We start from the raw sequence: 22,910 nt of genomic DNA, 5'->3' as shown, positions 1-22,910 counted from the left end.
CGGAAAAATCCTTCAAGGAAGTCGCTTTTGATTGCGAAGTCAACTGCCTCGTTAACCGCACTGTCAAAACTCATTCCGCTCGAAAGGTTTTCCTTTACTTGATTTACGAACTCTCGATAATGATACAACGGCTCGCAGTTTTTTGAAAGACTTTCGTTGTGGTTTTTGTTGATATTTATCACGGTCGCGGTCCATTCAAATTTTGCGTCATTTGTGTTCTGACAAGATATTTGTGATTGCCCGCTTTCCGTTGCATTTTTTGATTCATCTCTTATAAATGCATCAGAAAGTTTGTATTCCACAATATCTGCTTGCTCCGTGTCACCGTTATAGAACACAATGAATTGCGGGGCGGGGATTTTTACAAGCACGCTGCCGTAGAGGTTCTTTTTGTGTTTGTCGATGTACTGCTGGTACAGTTGCGAGAAGTACAGCATCCCTCGGAGCGGCATGTTCGGATTCACTGTGCTTTGGTGCTCATACAGGCACATTTGCGAGTGAATCAGAAAGGACAAATCATTTTTCATTGAGACATAAATCACATCTTCGAGCGTGGTGATTTCCAAGTCATTGATGTTTGTGTGGTTTCTTCCGCTCAGCGCATTGTAAAGTGACAAAAGCCAGCGTTTACTTCGTTCGTCCTTGCCGCCAAAAATCGTGCGGAACAAGCTGTCGCGGTAAGTACGCTTAGGCGCTCGTTTGCGAGATGCACTAATGCGATTGCGCTTTTTGTTACGAAGTCGTTTTTTCATGACTTCCTCCAAATAAATAAGTTGTAAAAGAGATGGAGTGAGTTTTCTCTTCTTACTACACTTATTTATTTGAAAAAAAAGTCACATTTCGGCAATGTCTACAGATAATATTTTGTTATAATTACAGAAAAGGCCGCTCCAGCTTGTGCATCCCGTTGAATTTGTCAGTTGTTTATTTACGATTTTTTGCCGATAATATAGGGAATCTCTAAAAAAATGGATTTGAAATGGAATTTGGCGCTGAGCTCAATGCACTGACTTACGGGGATTTTGTGCCCTTTAAAAAAAAGAATGTTTCTCAGAAAATCGAAGAAGTTCATGGGGCTTTTGTTCGTGTTAGACCTAAGTCGCTCATAAAGGCACAGGCTGAAGCCGCGGCTCCAAAATTTTCTTCGGATGTAAATGATTTTGTTCTTGAAGAACCTGATACTTATGTTCCTCGGCGCCTTGATGAAATCTCACGCTTCCTTGCTGATGATAAAAAATCGCTTAAAATCGAAAAATCGGCGGTCAAACTTCTTCAAAAATATGATGTGCTTGAACAGAAAAAGCTGGAGCGCGCGGCGAGAATTCGTCGTCCAATCGGTGTAAAGCTGCTTATTATCATTTCGTTTTTGCTTGTGGTTGCTGTCGGTTGCGTTACCAGTGCGGTATCATATTTTGTAACCCAGGACACCCGCTCGAATGCAGAGGAAAACAATCTGGCGATTAACTCACGCACTGCTTCTGACACTGAAAACCGAATCAACAGTGCAGTTTCTTCTGTTACGATGTTCCTTGATTTGATTTCTACGGCAAGGGATTCTGAAGAAAGGCTGAATGTTGAAAATCTGTATTTTAACCGGCATAAAGATATTGTCGCGGTTTACTTCAGCCGGAATATTAAAAGTTCTCTTTTTACCAATGAAACTTTCCTTGTTACCAATGAAATCGAAAAATCTTCCGTGCTTTCTTATATGCAACAGGAAACTGAAGCCGAAGAAAAGGCAAAGAGCGGCATCTTTGAAATCTTAAACGCTTCTCCTTTCTTCAATGTTCCGATGATTTCTCTTTTCTGTCCGGTCGTGAGTGATGAGGGGGGAGAATTTGTCGCTTTCCTCTATTCAACTACTGAAATCGGTGAAAGTTTTGCTTCGGGCAGCATAAATCAGTCTTTCTTTGTAAATAATGACGGCATCATTCTGGTTCACGGTGATTTGGAAAAAATGAAAACTGGAGCCGACGAAAGCTCTTCAAAAATCGTGCAGGAAATGCTTTCCAGCCGGGCAGACAATGGTCAGATTCCATACAGGGATGAAAACGGCGATGAATTTATCGGTGCGTTCCGCAAGCTTGGAATCGGGAACGGCGGAATCATTACGATTGTCAAAACTTCTGTCATCCTTGAGGGCGTCAAGCGAATCACAATCAGAAATATTTACATCATGTTTGCGGTTCTGGCACTTGCCTTTTTGATTGTCTATTTCTTTGCAAAATCTCTGAGTACTCCTTTGCGCCGGCTCACTTCAATCGTCAATGAGGTCAATAACGGCAACTTCAACACGGAACTTTTTGATGAACTCAAACTCAACCGAAAAGATGAAATCGGCGTTCTCGAAAAAAGCACAAAGAACGAACGCGAAATTTTGAACATGGTTTCCCGCCTCACCAACAAGGGCGTTACAAAAGCTGTTATAAAGAAGGAAATTGATTTTGAACCGCATTTGAAGGATATCACGGTCTTTTTCAGCGACATACGCGGTTTTACGGCAATTTCGGACGGATTCAAAAATCGCTTCGGCGAGCACAGTGCGGCTGAAATCATCGGATTTTTGAACGACTACATGAGCCGCATGGTCACCTGCATCAACAAGACTGGCGGCATCGTTGACAAATTTGAAGGCGACGCAATCATGGCGGCATGGGGTGTTCTCAGGAACGATAATCTTGAATGGGAAAAAATGGGTGAAAATTCAGTAACGAGAATCCTAAAAGAAGATGCACACCGCGAATATGTCAAGGCTGATGCTTTGAGCGCAGTTACTTGCTGTATCGCAATGCGTTATTCCCTCATGAAGTACAATAAAGACGCGAATGCGTTCACGGAAGCGCACAGGCACGATCCTCTCGCAAAATATAAGCCGAACATCAGAATCGGGGCGGGCTTGAATTCCGGGCGCGCGACCGTCGGATTCATGGGTTCTTTTGACAAAATGGAGTTTACTTCAATCGGGGATTCCGTGAATTTTGCAAGCCGTGCGGAAGCCTCAAACAAGCCCTGCGGAACGGACATTCTTATCACGCAGGACACTTATGACATTCTCAAAAAGGACTACATTCGCTGTGAAGAAAACAATTTCATTATCAGACCGGCGAATATCCGTAATGAGATTGTCGTCGAAAAAATCCCGGTCGAATTTGAAGTCAAAGGCAAAGGAAAACAGCATTTTTATGGCGTCGTGAACATGCCAAATTTTGATGTAGCCGAATTCTTCTCAACCGAAAAAGAAGATTTTGAAGTTGATGAAGATTGTGAGCGGACGGTTGGTCCTGCAGGTCCGAAATCCTTAAAGGAATTGCGGGAACTACTTGGAATCGAGACTCCTGATTTTGAAAAGGTAAATCTGGATGCGGAAGAAAACAAGATTCAAGTCGCTGCTCCTTGATTTTATCGTGATTGTGCTTTGTCTGTCGGGGGCGGCTTTTTTTGCCTGGCTTTTCTGGCATGATTTGAACACATTCACGCTCCGCAGTGACAAGAACGAAATCGGAATCATCTCATTCAAGCACAACATCGCCCAGAGAAAATTTGATGACAGGGTGGTGTGGGAACGCATTGCCACCGGAACAAAACTCTATTATGGTGATACAATCCGAACTTCTGATTTGGCAGAGGCAATTCTGACTCTTGCTGATGGAACCGTAGTCGATTTGGGTGAAAATACTATGGTTCAAGTCGGAACGAATGCAAACGGTAAAATTCAGATTTGGATTAATGCGGGCGACATTCAGATTGATTCTTCGACGGCAAGGTCTGCGCTTGAAGTACGGCTTGATGACGGCTCACTGGTCAACATGGATGCAGGAAGTACGCTCGCTGCCCGTTCTGATTCTGCAAATGGCGTTCAGAATATTGAAGTCAAAAGCGGAAATGCGCAAATCCTTACCGAAAGCGGCCAGACTGCTCGCCTTTCTAAAGGGGAATCGGTCAATGTCGAAAAGGGCCGTGAAATAAAGAAAAATCCTGTCGTGATGATTTATCCGCCAAAGGAACTGAAACTTCTCAATGTGTCGAATTCTTCGCTCCCCGTCAGATTTGAATGGAAAACGACTTCGGGTGAGGAAGTCACGATTCAGACTTCAGCATCACGCAATTTTACGAAAGTTCTTTCTGAGCGAAAATTTTCTGATTCTTCCACTGCGGTGCTTCATTTTGAAAATGGCGCGGTATTCTGGCGGGCATTCACTCAGTCGGCAAAGTCTCAGGCTTCAGAAGGCAAAATTTCAGTCGAAAAGATTGAAAAGACACGGCTCGTTTCTCCTGCGCCATTTTCTTCTTTTAAATACCGAACTTCATTGCCGCGTATTTCTTTCAGATGGGCCGCAAATGAATATGCCGAACGATACCGTCTTCTTGTTTCGTCCACTCCGGACATGCGTTCCGTCGTCACTGATTCAGAGATTAACGGCACTTTTGTGAGCATTGATGATTTGAGCGAGGGCACTTACTGGTGGCAAGTCACGCCTTTTTATTCAGTTAACAGACTGGGCTATGCCGGAGCGAGTGAAATTTCTTCATTCAAAATCGAAAAGAATACTCAAATAAAGCGTCCCGAACTTTATTCACCGGCCGAAAATGCACAGCTTGTCTACAAGAACAACATCAACGCAAATTTCATCTGGAAATCGGAACTCACGGATGCTGATTTTGAACTTATGATTGCAAGGGATTCAGCCTTCACCAACACGGTTTATTCAGCAAGGACAAGTGACACGCGTTTTAACCGTGAATTTACACCTGCTGAGCTTCGCGACGGAACTTATTACTGGAAGATTGTACGGCATTCCCTTGATGCTGACGATATGAATCCTGAATCTGAAGTCCGCTCTTTCCGCGTTGTGCGCTATGTGATTCAGGACAACAAATTGCTTTATCCGCCGGAAAATTTCAGTGTTGAAGGCCCCAAGGTTACGGCAATGGCTTTCATGTGGAAACTTTCTGACGAATATGACAAGGCGAACACGGTTTCCGTCATTCAGATTTCTCCATCGCCCGCATTCACTAAGATTCAAATTGAACGCTCGACAAATTCTTCTGTTCTCGACAACATGAGCCTGCCTGCAGGAAATTACTGGTGGCGCGTGGGTGTGCGTGATGAAAACGGCGGACTTTCTGCCCTTACGCAGAGCCGTATGTTCACTGTTCTTTCAGAACTTTCTCCGCCCGAAATCGTTTCGCCCGCACAGAATCAGGAAATCATGGTCTACAATTACGCTCCTGTTACTGTCGCATGGAAAACCGTTGAAGATGCAGAGTCTTATTCAATCAAAATCACTAAGGCAAGCGGCGAAATCGTAAAGCAAAAGGACGGCATCAAAGACAATTCGGCGCAGTTCGTTCTTGAAGATGGAAGCTATGTTTGCTCTGTTCAGGCAGTCGCAACTGAGACACGAATTTCCGTTCCGAACGAGCGTTCTTTCAGCGTTCGTGCCCCGTCAACGATTCTTGCTCAAAGTCCTGCTTATGATACGAAAATTCAGGGACTTTCTGCCCTCAGAAATTCTGTTGTTTTCAGCTGGATTTCGGGAAAAGACAAGGTTTCAGTCTACCGCTTCATTTTATCGAAAGCGCAGCGAGACGGAAGCCTAAAAGTCATAAATACGATTGAAACCACAAAGAATACGCTTTCACTCAACCGCCTCACAGAAGGCACTTACTTCTGGAAAATTGCGGCCAGCACGCGTGAAGGAATTCCTGTCGATTCAAAGACAATGCGATTCACCGTCGGGCCAACGCCAGCCCTTTCTTCTCCAAAACTTGTTGCACCGGCAGCAAATTTCGTCATGGGCGGCGATTATCTTAAAAAACACCGTGCGATTGAATTTACATGGAAAGAAGTTCCGGGCGCGACCGCATACACCTTCGTTCTTTACAAACGCGAGGCAGACGGAACGCGAAAAACTGTTTATAGCGAGCGGAATACAAAGGCATCGAATGTCCGTATAAAAGACTTGTCGATTCTTGATGTCGGAACTTTTGAATGGACGGTCACTCCTTATTCTTATGCAAAAGACGGTTATCTTGAGCAGCGGGGAAAGGCTTCTTCTCAAATTTTCCGAATTGATTTTGCCTCTCCTGATAAAGTTGAGGGCGTAAAGCCGGGGAAAATGTATGGAAATTAAAAAACACTTTCTCCTTAAAAATAAGCTTTCTCACCTGAATCTTACCGTTTTGAAGACGCTGATTCTTTTGCTTCTCTTTGCGTGCGCGATTCCTCTTTTTGCCGAAGAAGGCACTTTCTATCAGAAAATCGAATGGAAAAGCAACGCAAACGCTCTTGAATACAAGGTCGAGATTCAGAGCCTTGCGGACGGAAAATCTCAGTTCATCACGACGGACAAGACTTCGACCGAAATTTCTCTTCCACCTGCAAAATACCGCTACAGGGTCTTTTCCTATGATTTTTTGGGAAAGGAAGCCGGTGTTTCTGCATGGACGAATTTTGAAGTCTACAAGGCAAACAAGCCAAAGATTAACTATATAGAAGATAATGTGAAAGTTCCGAAAGACGGCGGGGCTGTTGCTCTCGATGTTAAAATTGACGATGTAAATTCGAACTCAAAATTCGAGCTTGTAAGTGAATCTTTGCAGGGAACGATTCGGGCGGGCGATCGGGTCAAAATGAAAAAATCTGCCTCTGAGACGGATTCTGTGACTCACCTTGATTTTAAGAATGTGCCTCCCGGAAAATGGCGGCTTCGCGTAACGAATGTGAGCGGATATTCTTCACTTTCTGATGTGATTACTGTTGAGGGCGAAAAAACTTACACGGCGGCGGAAGTTGAGCTGATTAAAAAGACTGCGGTTGAAGAGCGTGAAGAGCTAGTGCGCAAGGAATTTTCGGACAAGATGGATGAGTATATCCGTGTTGCTGAAGAAGAGCGTGCCCGTGAAGTAGAAAGAATTGTTCGCGAAAAAGAAGAAGCCGAAAAGGCAAAACTGGCCGAAGAAGCGAGAATCCTTGCCGAAAAAGAAGCGGCGGAAAAGGCACGACTTGCTGAAGAAGAAAGGGCAAAGGCGGAGCGTGAAAAGGCAGAGATTGCGCGGATTGAAAGGGAGCGTCGTCTTGCAGAAGAAAGGGCTGAAGCCGAAAAACGGCGTGAAGAAGAGCGGATTGCGCGTGAAAAAGAGGCTGCAGAAAAGGCTCGTCTTGAAGAACTCGCACGAATTGCCGCTGAAAAAAAGGCCAAAGCCGAGGCCAAAAAGCGTGCCAAAGAAGAGCGTAAAAAGCGCCCCTATATATGGAAGAATGTTTCATTTGAAGGCGGCCTGGGCTATGCGTTAAATCTTTACGACGGAACGATAAAAGAAAATTATGACAAATCGATGACTCCGGCACTGAATTTCAGGGCAAAGGCACTTCCTTATGGAAAAACGGACTCGAATAGGTTCGGTTTTGAGCTGAATTTCCTGGGGCTTGAATTTGAAAAAGAAAACAATTTTTATTCCGCAGACTTGAAATCTGCAATTTTTGATGTAAAATTCTTGTGGCAGCATAAACTGGTTGATTCTCTGTTCCTTTGCACAAAGGCCGGCTTCGGAGCTGATTTTATTCAGAAAACGATTAAATACAATACATCGTCTTCTTTGCCGAGCAGGCCCTCACCAGAGGACAAAAGCTATACTTATCCTGCCTTAACCGGAGGAATCTCGCTTTTTTACATTCCGTGGAAGTGCATTGTCTTTGAGACAGGCATTGATTTTTCTCATGTCGTTTCATCGTCTTCGCAGCTGGGCTTTTTAACGCCATTCGCCTGCGTCGGATTCAGGTTTTAGGGGGCAAAAGTGAAAATCCTCAATTTGCTCAGAAAAGCTTTCATTTTCTCTCTATTCATAAGCCTGATTTCCGTGATTTTTCTTTCATGTGATGCAACTGCTGATTTATCTTATGATTTGGACGATGATTTTACTGCAAAATACACATTCTACTCCTGCTCGCCAGACGAAAGTTCCGGCTATTCTTCTGTGACGCTTTCATTCCCGATTGGAAAAACACTTTCTGCTTCGGATTTGCCAGCAACTGATTCAGAAGGATTTGCGCTCATGAAGCCCGGATATGAGCTGAACGGCTGGGTTTTCTATGAAAATCCGCGGACTTTTTCAAAAGACTTTCCTGCAAACATAAAGACCGACACCGGCGACAGAAGCGGAAATGTAACTGAAATCATCGTAACTTCTGATTCTGCAAGCTTTTATGTCCAAAAATGGGTTCCGATTACTTATAACATTGTTTTTGATGCGAACGGCGGCACTTTCCCCGGCGAAAAATCACAGTCCGAATCATATCCTTTTGTATTCGATGAAGAGACAGCCCTGCCTTCTGCAGAAAAACTGGGGCTTTCTCGAAAAGGTTATTCGTTCAACGGCTGGGCATTGAGTAAAAATCAGCCTGCATCAAGTCCGTTATACGAAGACTGCGAAGTGATTCCGAATTCAGATTATGGAATCCCCAATCTTTCTGACAAAAAAGACTCAACTGTACGGCTTTATGCGCTCTGGCTCCGAAACGACATAAAGCTTATCTTTGACGCAAACGGCGGAACCGGCTCAATGAGCAGCGTTGAAGTCAATTTTGACAAGCTCCCTCAAAATCTTCCTCTGTCAACACTTTCACGCGACGGTTACACTTTTGGCGGCTGGAACACAAGCGCGGACGGAAGCGGAACTTACTATTTGGACGGCGAATCAATCACAAAGAGCAATTATCCGAGCCATTCATCTGAGACCGTGACTCTTTATGCGCAATGGTATATCGTAAGCTATATCGTGGATTTTGATTCAAAGGGCGGAAGTTTTGTTCAGAGTCAGATTATTGAATGGAACAGCCGTGCTCGAACTCCAGAAGCACCTTCACGCACCGGCTATGATTTTGCGGGCTGGTACACTTCAACTGACGGCGGCGAAACTTTAAGCAAAAACGCCTATGATTTTGAAACTCCTGTCTCAGAAAACTTTGTGCTTTATGCGAAATGGAATGTCCAGTCTTATACCGTAACATTTGTGGCGAACGCGGAAGATGCAACCGGCAGCATGAACGCTCAAATCTTCAAATTCAGTGACCTGCCCAAAAATCTTTCGGAAAATGCTTTCAGCCGTGAAGGTTATTCTTTCAGCCGATGGAACACGAAGCCGGACGGAAGCGGCAAAAATTACTATCTCGACGGAACCGAAATCGCGGAATACAACTGGTTTACGGAAGATGTGACGCTTTATGCTCAATGGGATATCCTCACCTATAGCGTGAATTTTTACTTGACCGATGTGCCGAGTACAACCTATTACATCACTCATAATCAAAAAGTGCCAGAACCTGCTGAACCTTACCGCATCGGCTACGATTTTGCGGGATGGTATGTTTCAAGCGACGGCGGAATCACGCTTGGTGATGAATATGATTTTGAAAGTCCTGTCACTTCAGACATCGATATTTACGCAAAATGGATTGAACAGACATGCACCGTCTCTTATTTTGCGAATGACGAAGATGCGACCGGCAGCATGAGCACTCAAATCATCAAATTCTCTGAAATTCCTGTTACGCTTAATTTCAATGAATTCCAAAAGGAAGGATATGATTTTATCTCATGGAATACGGATTCAGAAGGAAATGGAAGGGCTCATGTTGACAGTGAATCGATTTCTTTCGAAAACTGGCAGAGCGGAATCTTAAATCTTTATGCGCAGTGGAAGATTAAGGAATTTACCGTAACTTTTATTGACTTAACGACTGGTGCAGAACTTGATGTGCAGACAGTTCAATGGAAACAGCGGGCAACAAGGCCTGAAGACCCTGTTTCTGATTATTATATCTTTTTGGGCTGGGATTCTGATTCATATTACTTGAGCGAAGTTGATTATGAATTTGATTTTTCAACGGAAATCATTTCGGACACGATTGTTTATTCAAAATGGGAGCCCAAAAAATTCACCCTGACCTTTGACGGCAACGACGCAAGTTCAGGTTCAATGGAAAGCATGGAATTCACTTACGGAGTTCCGCAGCAACTTCCAAAAAATGAATTTACGAAGACAGGTAATATTTTTGCGGGATGGAGCACTTCAAGCCTTGCAAGTTATGTCACCTATACCGACGGTGCGATAATTTATGTTGATTCGGATTTGACTTTGTATGCGAAATGGACTCAGCGGGCCAGCTTCTTTGGCGAATCCAAACTTCAGTGCACGATTGATGATGAAAACGAGCAGATGATTTTTGAGGCGCTTGGTTCTTATGATGTTTATGAATGGAGCGTTGACAATGTTCGGGTTACGACAAGCGGAAACAGACTCGTAATTCCTTATGACGGCGAATACGCTTTAAACAAGAATCATTTCGTTCTTCTTCTCGGCGGCAATTCCGACGAAACCTGGACAGCCGAATCAGCCAATTTCAAAATTCTCCCGGGAAATAACTGATGAAAGTAAAATCCTTATTCACGATGCTCACAACGATAAAAACAACTTTCTCAAATCAGGCCAAAACCCCCGCACCAGACCGAAAAAGCTTCGCGGGAAAGAAAATGATTTTCGCCGCGCTTTTCTTCCTGTGCACGATTGCGGGGTGGGGAACGGAGTGGAGTGGGACTCTTGGAAATGGCGGAACTTTAGACATCACCTCACCCGATGCAACTATCAGGCTGGTTGGAAACACGAGCATTGATAATCTATGGATTCACGCTGATGTCACGATTGATTTGAATGGGTATACGCTCACGGTCGGGAACTTTTATCTTGGTGGAAGAAATGACGAATCTACGACAAAAAAAGCAACTTTAATATTGAAAAATTCAGGTTCTTCAGGTCTTTTATACATAACTGTAATGTATGATGTTGCGAATAATGTAGAAACTCATCTTGTACTTGATAATGCTTCCGTTAAAGTCGAGGGATCGTATTATGTTGATAGAGATGCCGGAATAACTACGGATATAACTGGAAACGGAAGTTTTGATGTTTCTGGTGCAACTACAGATAATGGAGCAGCTTATCAATTAGACTCTAATGTAATTCCAGATTCGTCTAGTGTTATTGTTACAGAAGATGATGATGAAATTTCTACTGATACATATTATTGGGTTGGTGTGACAAGCAATGCCTGGACAGAAAGCACAAACTGGCGTGCAAAAGACAGCGATGGAAAATGGCAGAAAGTTACTGCGGGAACATATCCGGGGCATGTGACCAATGAAACGGCGGTTTTTACATCAACTTCGGCCGTCACGGATTTTAGTCTTGCAGACAGTGCGGCTTTAACTGTGAATGGTTCCCTTGTAATTTCTGGCACGACGAGTATAGGTGGAAGTTCTTCGCTTACATTTAATGGAAATGTTACAAATAATGGTTCGATTGATTGCAGCAATGCTACCGTTATTTTTAATGGTGATTATTCAGGCGGTGCCTCTTCCAAATTCACGGCATCAAGTGCAAACACGATTTTTTATGGCAATGCTGATTTTTCGGCAATGTCCAGTGGAAACTTCGAGCATAAAGACGGAAAAATCTATTTCCTTACAAACGGAAAAACATTCACAACTTGCACTGAGCAAAACTTCAATACGCTTTATCTTGGCAATACGAGTACTTTAGATATAGGTTCTGGCGAGGTTACTGTTAGTGATATCCAGATGCACACGGAGCCTGCGGTTGTTCCTTACTTAGCGACTGATTCTTCTGTCACAATTACCGGCAGCGGAAAACTCACTTGTACAAAACTTGAACTTGACCGTGTAAGTTCGACTGGTGGAGTAAAAGGCACGCTCACTATTGACTGCGATGTTGATACGGCAAAACTTTATCCACACAGTGGTACGAATGTAATTATAAATGAAGGAAAGACTCTAAAGGTCACAGAGACTTTTACGGATGGACCAAACGATATGCCCACCTCATATACGGTAAATGGAACTCTTGACGCGACCAGCCTTGCACTTTCATTTGGTACAGTTTCTGCTACCTCTAGTGTTTCGGTGGGTTCAAGCGGCACCGTTCTTTCATCAACTCTTAACTGTCCAAAGGTCACAAACAACGGCACGATTACATCACCGACTGTCTCGGTAACGGATGTCACAAACGGTGGCACGATTACATCATCAACTGTCTCGGTAACGAGTGCCACAAACACTGGCACAATCAAAACGGAGGGGCTAACTGTTGCTGACACCATCAATTCAACAGGACTCATTGAATTTACTGGTTCCGGCGCTGTTTCGGTCAGCAATTTGGCTTCTTCTGTAATCAAAAAGGTTACGGTTGATTCTGTGGCTGTTACGACACTTTCAAGCAATCTTGTAATTTCAGGCGATTTAATTTGTAACGGTATGCTTAAAGCTGGTTCGAATTCTTTGACCCTGAATGGAGCTGATGAATCAAATCGTATTGATGTAAAGGGTACCGGGCGGATTGTTGTTGATAAATTAAATTTTTCTGGTTCATATCTTTCTTTGGGTGGTGCGATAAAAATCAGCAATTCGACAAGTAATATTGACCCACGAGTTTTTACTGTAACCAACAGTACGACTTCAGCAGATTATGCAACTGTATTCGAAAACGGTTGGAATCTTCCTGGTCTTACTTACACCTGGAAAGGCTCCGCTTCATCATCATCATGGGCAAACACTTCAAACTGGGAAGATGGCGTTGTTCCAGATGAAACTGGAATCGTTGTCTATGCGCTAGCTCCCGCAAGTCAGCCTGAACTTACCACAGATGTCACGATTGCAGAAATTACGGTCTCAAAGGGCAATTCGCTTTCGCTGAACGGAAAGGCATTTTCTGTAACGGATTCTTTTTCAAATTCGGGCACGATTGTTCTAAAAGGCACGGAAACTGTCTCGCTTCCTGCTGATGCTACAGTTGAGAATGGCACATGGCATTATGCGTGTGACGGAACTGGAACCGTAAAGCCAATCACAAATCTTACTTATAACAAACTCGCTTTGACCGGAACAATTGTTGTTCAAAGCGGATATTCGGTCACGGCTCAAGGCGGAATCACGATTGGAACGGCTGACTCTTCAACAACGATTAGCGGAGCTTCCGGCACGATAACTTTTTCAAGCCCGGTCACGGTCGCAGGAAGTAGCACATTCAGCGGCAACAACACATTCTCACAGGCGGCGACTTTCAATGCGGAAACTGTCCTTAGTGGCGACAACACATTCAGTGCTTTCACTTGTGAGACTGGCGGGCTAAGCCTCACTTTCGCAGGCGACACGACTCAGACTGTAAGCGGAAATCTCACGCTCAAAGGTGCGGATGGAAATCGTCTTTCTCTTTCAAGTGATTCTGAATCATTTATTGTCGTTCCTGCTTCAAATCTCACGGCTGATTACCTATCAATCGGTGGCTATGTTAAGATAAAGAATCCTGGCACAGATGTCGTTGCCGGCTCTCATAAAGCATATTCTGTTTCTAAAACAAGCGTTCCTTACAATGGAACTGCCTATGCAGAACTTTTGCAAAACGGCTGGGATTTGGGCTTTGAATTCGTCTATAGATGGGTTGGCGGTTCTTCTTCAGGGGCGACTTTGTGGTCTGTCGATGCAAACTGGGAATCAAATCTGGCTCCGGGAATTGCCTCAAAAAATTCTACTGGCGCAAAAGTCGTTATTCCTGAAATCAGTGGCGGCAACTATCCTCTTGTCGATGTCAATGAAATTGCCCTTGAAAGCCTTGAAATCGGCACACAGGCTGAATCAGTTGCCACCCTTACATTCGAAAATACGACCTCTTTTACGGTAACAGATGAGCTTACAAATTACGGCACAATCGTACATTCTGGCTCGCTTTCTCCTGCAACAGGTTTGCTCATCAATTACGGCACGATAGCCTACAGCGGAACCGGGCGAATCACGGACAGAGCCACACCGACTGCAAATCCATTGAATGACAGTGCTCACGGCGGAACCGTCGTTTATTCAGGCGGCACAAGTGCAAATCCTCAAACCGTAACGAAATTCTCTTCTTCATCTGCGGATTATGCAAAGCTCGTGATTTCAGGAATTTGCCGTCAGACACAAGACATCTCACTTTCTTCTATTAATATCACTTCCGGGGCACAATTTGCTTCAGGAGCAAACGCGGACGATTCATTAAGCATCACGGTTTCAGGCAGCTGGACGAACGGCGGCACATTCACTGCAAACAAGAGCACAGTCACTTTCACTGGCAGTACCACGGTTTCAGGCAGCACGGACTTTTATGACGCACTTTTTGAAGGCAACGCAATTCTTTCTGATGCGAATTCATTCCACGACGCAGAATTCCGGGGTAGCGCGACACTTTCAGATTCAAACTCATTCGCTTCGGCACTCTTCAATGGCGACGCAACACTTTCAGCAGCGAACACCTTCGGCACGGCAACTTTCAAAGGCAACGCGACATTCTCTGCTTCAAACTCATTCACGGACTTTACCTGCGTGGCGGGCGGAAAAACGCTCTCTTTCGGAAGCGGCACAATCCAATCCGTAAGCAGAAACATAACGCTCAAAGGGGCGGCCGGAAATCTTCTTTCTCTTTCAAGTGATTCTGAATCTGCGATTGTCGTTCCTGCTTCAAATCTCACTGCGGCTTATCTTTCAATTGGCGAAAATGTCTGGATTCGCGAAGAAAGCGATGTTGTTTATGGCTCGCACACGGCTTATCTTTTGGATGACAAAACAAGTGAACCTGCAAGCGGAACTTCACTGGCTTCGTATTATGCGACACTTTTCAAACATGGCTGGAATCTTGGTTTTGAATTTTTCTACAGATGGAAGGGCGAAGATTCTGACAATGTATGGTCAAAAGATTCAAACTGGGAATCAGAACTTGCACCTGGATTAAGTTCAAACAGCACATCGGGCGTAGAAGTCACAATTCCGGGCGGCAAAGCGTATTATCCTCTTGTTGATACTGAAGGAATTTCTGTCAAATCTCTGCTTGTCGGGGAGTCAGCTTCATCTGATGCAAAAATCTCTCTTTCTGGAGCAAATTCTTTCATGATAACAGACGAACTGACAAACTGGGGCACAATCGCTCATTCAGGCTCGGCTTCTATTTCGACAGGCTCGCTCATCAATTACGGCACGATAGCCTACAGCGGAACTGGGCGAATCACGGACAGAGCCACACCGACCGCAAATCCATTGAACGACAGCACTCACGGTGGAACCGTCGTTTATTCGGGCGGAAGCAGCGCAAATCCTCAAATCGTAACGAACTTCTCTTCGGATTACGCAAATCTTGTGGTTTCATCCAATGCGATTCTTGCAGGAGACATTATCGTCGGGGAAGATTTTACGGCAACAGCTGATTTGGACGGAAACGGAAAAAGCTTAACGGTTAATGGAACTTCTGAAATCACTTCGGCTTCAATCAGTGGGGCGGCAAATCTTGTTTTTGAAGATGATTTTGCTTTCTCAGGCACGGTTTCACTTTCTGCAAGTGGCAACCTCACTCTGGCCTCTGATGCCTCTGGAAGCGATGACCTTTCTCTGAGCGGAAATTCTGTGCTTTTACAAGGAAATCTGAGCACAGACGGCGATTGCAGCATGAGTGGTGCTTCAGTGGTTCTGGAAGGGAATTTAAGCGCAGGCGGCGATTGCAGCATGACAGGTACTTCAGTGGTTCTGAAAGGAAATGTCAGCACGCTCGGAAGTCAGAATTACAGCGGAGCGGTCACTTTCAAAGGCGATTCTACGCTCATGTTTACAGGAAGCAGTGATTCAGACAGAAAAATCATTTTTACTTCTGATTTGACGATTGATTCTGAAAGCTCGCTCGCATTCGGCTCTTCTTCGGACGATGATTATGAAATCACTGTGGCGGGAAACTGGACGAACGGCGGTTCATTCACTGCAAACAAGAGCACGGTCACTTTCAAAGGCGCGGACACCATTCTTTCAGGCAGCACTGATTTTAACGATGCACTTTTTGAAGGAAACGCGACATTCTCTGCTTCAAACACATTCACGGACTTTACCTGCGAGGCGGGCGGGGCAACGCTCACTTTCGGAAGCGGAACAATCCAATCCGTAAGCGGAAATCTCACGCTCAAAGGCACGGATGGAAATCTTCTTTCGCTTTCAAGTGCTGCGGATTCAGTACTTGTCGTGCCTGCCTCAAATCTCATTGCAGAGTATCTTTCAATCGGTGGAAAAATCATAATCCGTGAGGGTGATTCGGTATTCTATGGCTCTCACAAAGCATATTCCGGTGAGAACACCAGTTCAGAACCCGCAAATGGAACGGACAGACAGTTGTATTTCGCTCAGGTTTTCAAAAATGGCTGGAATCTTGGATATGAGTTCGACTTCGTATGGAGCGGAGCAAAAAATGATTCCTGGTCGGATGATGATAACTGGGAGTCATATCTTGCACCTGGACTTGCTTCATATAACACCTACGGCAAAGCAGCTTCAATTCCGGGTGGAAAAACGAACTATCCTCATGCTGATGTCGATGGAATCACTCTCGAATCGCTTGAAATCGGTTCTGTTTCCGGCACAGACGCTTCACTCACGCTTTCAGGCACAAAAACGCTTTCTGTTACAGAGGACCTTATCACTTATGGAAGCATTTTGCTTTCAGACACGGCTTCACTCTCTGTCGGAGGAACTTTCTCAAACTACGGAACGATTGAATATGCAGGCTCCGAGCGAATCACGGACGGCAATTCACCTGTAAACGATACTTTGCATGGCGGAAGGGTTTTGTATTCGGGTGGCACGAGCGAAAATCCTCAAAGTGTCACAAAATTTTCTCCTTCTGGACTGGACTACGCAAATCTTGTGATTTCAGGAATTGCGGTATCTGAAAGCGAAATTGAGGCAGGCGGCAATCTTTCTGTCAAAGGCGGAACTCTTTCTGCTTTGGAGCAATTTTCTCTTTCTGGCGATTTTTCTGTGGATGCAGGCGGAACATTTACGGCAGATAAAAATTTCCTTTTCAAGGGCACTTCTCCCCAGAAAATCACAATTTCTTCTTCGCTCACGGCTGAGTTCGAAAATCTTGAAATTTCAGCTGATTCTTCTCTTTCTGCTTCAGGCTCATTTACTGTCACTGGCAATTGGACGAATCGGGGAAGCTTTAGTGCGAACGAAGATTCTTCAATTCTTTTCTCAGGAAATGCCACCACCCTTACAGGAAATTCTGATTTTTACGCTACGGTTTTCAGTGGCACGGCTTCGATTCTGGGCAATAACTCATTCCATGACGCAGACTTTCAGGGCAACGCGACCCTTTCTGCATCTAACTCATTTAATGCAGCTTCTTTCCGGGGTGACGCTATTCTTTCAGCAGAAAACACATTCGGCACGGCAGAATTTTCCGGTAATGCGACCTTCTCTGATTCAAACACCTTCGGACTCCTTTCCTTCCTTGGGGCTGGAAAAACGGCCAGATTCGCTGAAGGCAAAACTCAGACCGTCACGGAAAAAATCATAACGCGCGGAAGTGCAGGGCAGGAAATCTTGTTGACTGGTGACGGCGAATGGAAAATCTCTGTTCCTGCTGAAAATACAAGCATCGCCCACACAAAGATTGAAAACTCGAACAGCGAAAATGAAATCATAATCTATGCGCTTGACGAATTCAACATCGACGGCGGTGAAAACACTAACTGGATTTTTGCTGGTCAAAAATATGTCTGGACTGGTGCAACTGATTCTGAATGGCGCGAAAAATCAAACTGGATGCCTCAGGTAATTCCAGGCCGCTATTCGATTGTAGAAATTCCCGCTGTTGAAAGCAATAACTATCCAAAACTCACGGAAGACTTAAATCTTGCCTTTGAATCAAGGGAATTTACGGTTTTTGAAGACGGCCTTGATGTAAATCGAAGTGTCTCAAGCACCCTCAGCATTCAAAATGACGCAGTTTTTGATTTTGCAGGAAAAAATCTCAGCGTAAACATCTTTAATATTTCAGAAAATTCACGAATCCGAATGAGCGGCTCAGAAAATCTTTCCGAGATAATAAACAAGCCTGATGTCGCCTCACTTGGAACCTTTGAATATTACGGAAATTTCGGAACTTCGCTCAACTGGGGCAATGCTTATCGGGAGCTCGAATTCACTGAAAATTCAGAAGGTTCGGTCTCTTCAGCAATTTCGGTTTCAGGCGAAACTTTAATCATAAACGGAAGCGGAAAATCAATCACTCTTTCCGGGGCAAACATTTTCTCTGGCAAAGTGATTTTGGGAAATCAGAGCAGCCCGGCCGGTGACATCACGCTTTCTGGGGCGAATACATTTGCCAGTGGCGTTGAAGTCGTTTCTGGTGGAAAAATCGTACTTTCGGGTGCGGATTCAAATGGCGAAAGATTCAGACTTTTGGGTGAGAGTGCTTGCGAATCTCTCTCTGTAAAAAGCGATGTTATTATAGAAGGAAATGTTACAACAAGCGGTGCACAGGAATATGAAAAATCCGTCTCGCTCGCTGATGCTATTGTCTTTGATGCGGCAAGTAATTCTGTCTCGTTTGACTCAACTTTGGCTGGCACGGATTCACTCACGATTCTTTCAGATGCGTTCTTTGGCGGTAATGTCACGGCAGAAAAAAATGTTTACCTTAAAGCAGATGTCGTTTCAAAAGGAAATGTAAGCATAAAATCTCAGTCGGGCTATATTCTTGCTGATGGAAACAAAAACCGCGTATGGAAAGCTGAATCGGCTTCTTCGCTCTCATTTGCAAGTGATGTTTATTTTGACATTGACAGTCTGTCTTCAATTTCGATTGTCAGCACCCTATCTTTTGAAAAAAATCTCACTGTTTATTCGGGCGAAGTGATTTTTTGCTCGGAAAGTGTTTCGGTTGGCGGCAATTTCGTGGCTTTCGGTGAAAATTACGGAGAAGATGATCCGCGCTATTCAGGCAGCGACAGTCGTTTTGCATATCCTCTTTCGGAGTCGCTTTTGTACAGGGCGCATTCTGCTTTTGATTCCAAACTTTCTTCTTCAGGCGCAACTCTTTCTGTTGGTGGCAATTTTTATCTTAACGGACTTGATTTTACTGATTTCAATCTGATTTTGCCTGATTCGTCTTCATCAAATCCGCAGTTCAATTATTCATCGGTTGCAACGGAAAATCAGTGGGGCATGCCTTTTGCAGTGATTTTCAATTCAAGCGTCACGAACTGTGCGGCCGCATCTTCATCAGGAAATGCTTTCGTTACGGCGGCTCTTTCACAGAATATTTTTGATAAGGGCGGAAATTCAGGCTTCCAGTTCGCGCATCCTCAAATCACTTCGGCTTATTCGGTTTCGGATTCGGTTCTTTGCCTTTCATTTGATATGGCTCTTGAAAATTCGAATTCGGAGCTTTCAAATACGATTTCTCTGATTTCTTCTCTTGAAAACGGTGGAATTTTCTACGATGACGGACAGCTTGCTTTTGACGGCGTTTTCTATACTCAGAGCGACGGAACTTCATGTTCGGTGCCGCTTTCTGAATCTGAATGGAAAAACAAAGACATTCCTGCCGGAACGAAACTTTATCTAAAAGTCGCTTCATCTGAATACCGCTGGAACACGGATGCAACTGGCAAATCTTATGGTGAAGAAGACAGCACGGACCGAAGCGGAACTCACCGCACCCGTAAAATCGATTTGTCTTTGATGGAAGGCCTTTTCTACGCCGCTGAAGGAAAAACGATGTGCAGAAATTACGGCACAGGTCTTTGGAAAGACGAGGATTCTTCATCTTATGATTCTGCTGAAAAATATCTACCGCTGGATAAGGCACGCCCTGTTCTGACGGATGTGTTTACAGGTCAGGAACTTCATTCAAAGAACACTGGTGAGGCATCTTCTCAAAAATACTACGATTCTCACAACTTTATCGAGTTCAGGTATTCTGAGCCGGTTGATATCGGTGATTTGAGCGCGGGAAGCGAAGAGTTTAATCAGAATGTTCAGGCTCAGAAAGATTTTGATTCCGCTTCATCTCACGGAGGTGCAATTTCAAAAGAGGGAAGCGGTCTTTATGTCGCGGGTTTTGCTTCTTTTGCTTCAGGCGAACTTGTTTCTGGCTGGAAAAACGGAAATTCACACGAGAGCGACAACGCAAAGCCTCACGCTCTTTACAGAAAATTCTCTCTTAACGCTGATTCCGAAGAATCTGTTCACAAAAATCGCATAAGAATTTCAGTTGCGGGCTATGTTGATTCAGAAAATCCTGTTTCGTACGGCTCTTCTTCATTTAACAACTGGATTGGCTATATTGATTCTTCAAAAACTCCGGGTGGAAAAGTCACTGTACGCGAAAATTCATACATCACGGACCTTGCCGAAGATGAGTCTGGAAATCCTCTCAAAAACACGCTTGATGAAAACAACGAGTCAAGAATCATCTCTGTAAATGACCGCATTTCTGATTCGCCATCTTCTCTTTACGGCGATTGGGATTGCTTGCCGCCAGTGTTTGCTCCTTATGTCACGAATCTTGCGTCTGAAGGCAATTCATGGACAGAAGGTGACGGCGAGGACCGTATTTACGAGATTGTTGGAACCGTTGAATCGAATACGAGCGCTTACCTTGATAAAATCGAAATGCACCTTTTTGACAACAAGCAGAATTATAGCGCTGATGATGAATACAGATGGATTTCTCAGCAGGGCTGGACTTTTAACGGCACCGTTCTTCAAAATCATATCGGGCCTGAAACGACTGGTGGACAGCGAGCCTTTTCTTCGGGTTCAAATATGACTCACGGCGGACTCAGACGCTCAAGCCTTGCTTCTTCTTCTGGTGCGTTTACTTATGTCTACAAAATTGACGGTGAATATTCATCGGAGAGGAATTTCGCTGCTGATGAGATTTCTCAAAATGTAAAGAGTATGCTTTTCAGAAATGAGAATTTGACCCTTACTTCAACCGAAGATGACGGCCTGTACATCGCGCTCAACTTGAATGAGAGCGATTCTCAGCTTCCGATTCGCACGGGCTTCATCGTGACCTATTCTCCTGAAAAGTCATTCATCACTGATTTGGCAGGAAATCGTCTCGTGCAGACAGACAGCGGAAAATCAGTAAAAACGATAAAATCTGTGGACATAACGCCACCGTCATTCTCGATAACGATTTCACCTTTGGGCGAGAACAAAATTTATGTCGTGTTTACAAAACCTCTTGCCTACAAAGGGCAGGAACTTTCGCTTCATTCTGATTTGGACTCAGTGCTTGAAAAAATCAAGAGCAATGTCGAATTCGTGTATTCGGACGATGATGATATTGATACGACAGCCCTTGTTTCTGGAGACGATTCAATTTCTGTGGAGAGCGTTGAGCTTGCTGTTCATTCTGATGATTATACGGCTCTTCTTTTCACCTTGAACAGAAATATTGCCCTTTCCGATGTCGAAAGAATCTGGCTTCGGGTTAACGATGAAGGCGATTTGCTTGAGACCTTTGCGGGCGTGACGGTCGCTTCATATTTCCAGGACAGAACCGGCAATTCAATTCCGTTCCACACCTGTCATGCAATCAGTGATTTTGCCGTGAATGCAGTGGATGTGCTTTATGCTTATTCCCTTTCTGATGAAAATGAAGGCTGGAATGAAGAAACCGCCTATGGAACAGGTCTTGCTCCTCTTTCAAGTGATTATGCCGTCCATGATTTCAGTGCGGAAGGAAAGAATTACAGCAAATTGCGTTCAAATCATGATATTGTGTTCCAGCTTCAATTTGAAAAAGACCGCACCCTTGAGCTTGTAATCGACAATAAAAAGAATCTCCGCACAGCCTGGATAAGCGACAAATTCAATCTCCTGACCGGGCTTGAATGGCGAATCTGGCTTGAGGCAAATTTCTATTCTCTGGCAAGTTCTTACAATCCTTCGCCGCTTTCGGGTAATCCTGTATTTGAGGCCGTTTCTGGTTCTGAAAACTTATTGAACATGACTCTTTCAAATGCTGATTATAATTTTGCCCCTGGTGAAGAATTTCAGTTCTTCTTTAAGATTCTGAAGACTGATGAAAACGGGGATGCTGTTCCGATTACAATAAACCATGACGGCGATAAAACTACCGGCAGAACACCGCTTTATGCTTTCAGAATGCCTGTGGAGAAAATCAAGGCAAAAGACTTTTCTTTCCTCGATTTGTGGTCATTCTCTGTGAGCGACATCACAAGACAGAGGGGCGGCATTTCAGTCCTGAATAATGTAATCAATGCCGGAATCGGAGAAAAATGCTCAATCGAAGTTGATATGAAAAAATCCGGCAGCCTGAACATTTATGTCATGACTCTTGACGGAAACATCGTTAAGCGGCTTTCTAAGGGAACTTTGAGTGCCGGAACGCATTATTTCTACTGGGACGGAAAAAACAACGCCGGCAATCCTGTTGCGCGTGGTCTTTATTTCATTCGTGTCAGCGGAAGCGGCATCGACGAGACAAGAAAGGTCATGGTCGTTAAATAAAGGGAGAGCGGAAAGGTCTAATAAATCTTTCTCCGCATATTGACACTAACTGTGTATTTTCGTAAAATACTTGAACTTAATTTGTAAATATTAATTTAGGTAGGTATAAATCATGTCTAGAGTTTGTGATATTTGCGGAAAAGGTTCTCAGCACGGCAACAGAGTTAGTAAATCATACAACCACACACGCCACACTTGGAAACCAAACATCATCAAGGTAAAGACAGAAGATTTCGGAAGAACTGAAACATTGAAAGTTTGCACACGCTGCTACCGCTCAGGTTTCGTTACAAAGAAAATCACTGTAGTTCCTGCAAACGCTGGTGCTCCAAAAGCAGCCGAGTAATTCAATTATCAGAATTGGATGAAGCCATCGCCCCGCGCGGTGGTTTTTTCATTAAATTAAGACTGTCCGGAACTTTATTGTTCCGTTCTGGTTTAATGATCCCGTAGCTCAGCTGGATAGAGCATTCGCCTCCTAAGCGAAAGGTCGTGCGT

General features: G+C 44.3%; 6 protein-coding genes. All 6 read left to right on the top strand.

Annotated features, from left to right (window positions below):
- The first annotated feature begins 979 nt into the window (after positions 1 to 979).
- The 6 genes from Q0Q74_RS09300 (at position 980) to rpmB (ending at position 22,758) form a co-directional block, all read left to right on the top strand.
- A complete protein-coding gene (locus Q0Q74_RS09300) occupies positions 980 to 3,397 on the top strand; it encodes an adenylate/guanylate cyclase domain-containing protein (protein ID WP_294430201.1) in 2,418 nt (805 codons plus the stop codon).
- Entirely contained in the window at positions 3,360 to 6,134 is a 2,775-nt protein-coding gene (locus Q0Q74_RS09295) for a hypothetical protein (RefSeq protein ID WP_294430199.1), read from the top strand. The genes Q0Q74_RS09300 and Q0Q74_RS09295 overlap by 38 nt, the downstream gene beginning before the upstream one ends.
- Positions 6,124 to 7,788 (top strand): hypothetical protein, encoded by a 1,665-nt coding sequence (locus tag Q0Q74_RS09290; protein ID WP_294430197.1) that lies wholly within the window; start codon positions 6,124 to 6,126, stop codon positions 7,786 to 7,788. Before Q0Q74_RS09295 ends, Q0Q74_RS09290 begins: the two co-directional genes overlap by 11 nt.
- Before the next feature lie 9 nt (positions 7,789 to 7,797).
- Entirely contained in the window at positions 7,798 to 10,428 is a 2,631-nt protein-coding gene (locus tag Q0Q74_RS09285) for an InlB B-repeat-containing protein (protein ID WP_294430196.1), read from the top strand.
- Entirely contained in the window at positions 10,428 to 22,412 is an 11,985-nt protein-coding gene (locus tag Q0Q74_RS09280) for a FlgD immunoglobulin-like domain containing protein (RefSeq protein ID WP_294430194.1), read from the top strand. The genes Q0Q74_RS09285 and Q0Q74_RS09280 overlap by 1 nt, the downstream gene beginning before the upstream one ends.
- Positions 22,413 to 22,524: 112 nt before the next feature.
- Positions 22,525 to 22,758, top strand: a complete 234-nt coding sequence (gene rpmB, locus Q0Q74_RS09275) for a 50S ribosomal protein L28 (protein WP_294430192.1) — start codon at positions 22,525 to 22,527, stop codon at positions 22,756 to 22,758.
- Positions 22,759 to 22,910: the final 152 nt, after the last annotated feature.

The sequence above is a fragment of the uncultured Treponema sp. genome (assembly GCF_946187725.1).
Classification (GTDB): Bacteria; Spirochaetota; Spirochaetia; order Treponematales; family Treponemataceae; genus Treponema_D.
Note: the sequence above shows the minus strand (reverse complement) of the source record. Positions and strands in the feature narration are given on the sequence as shown.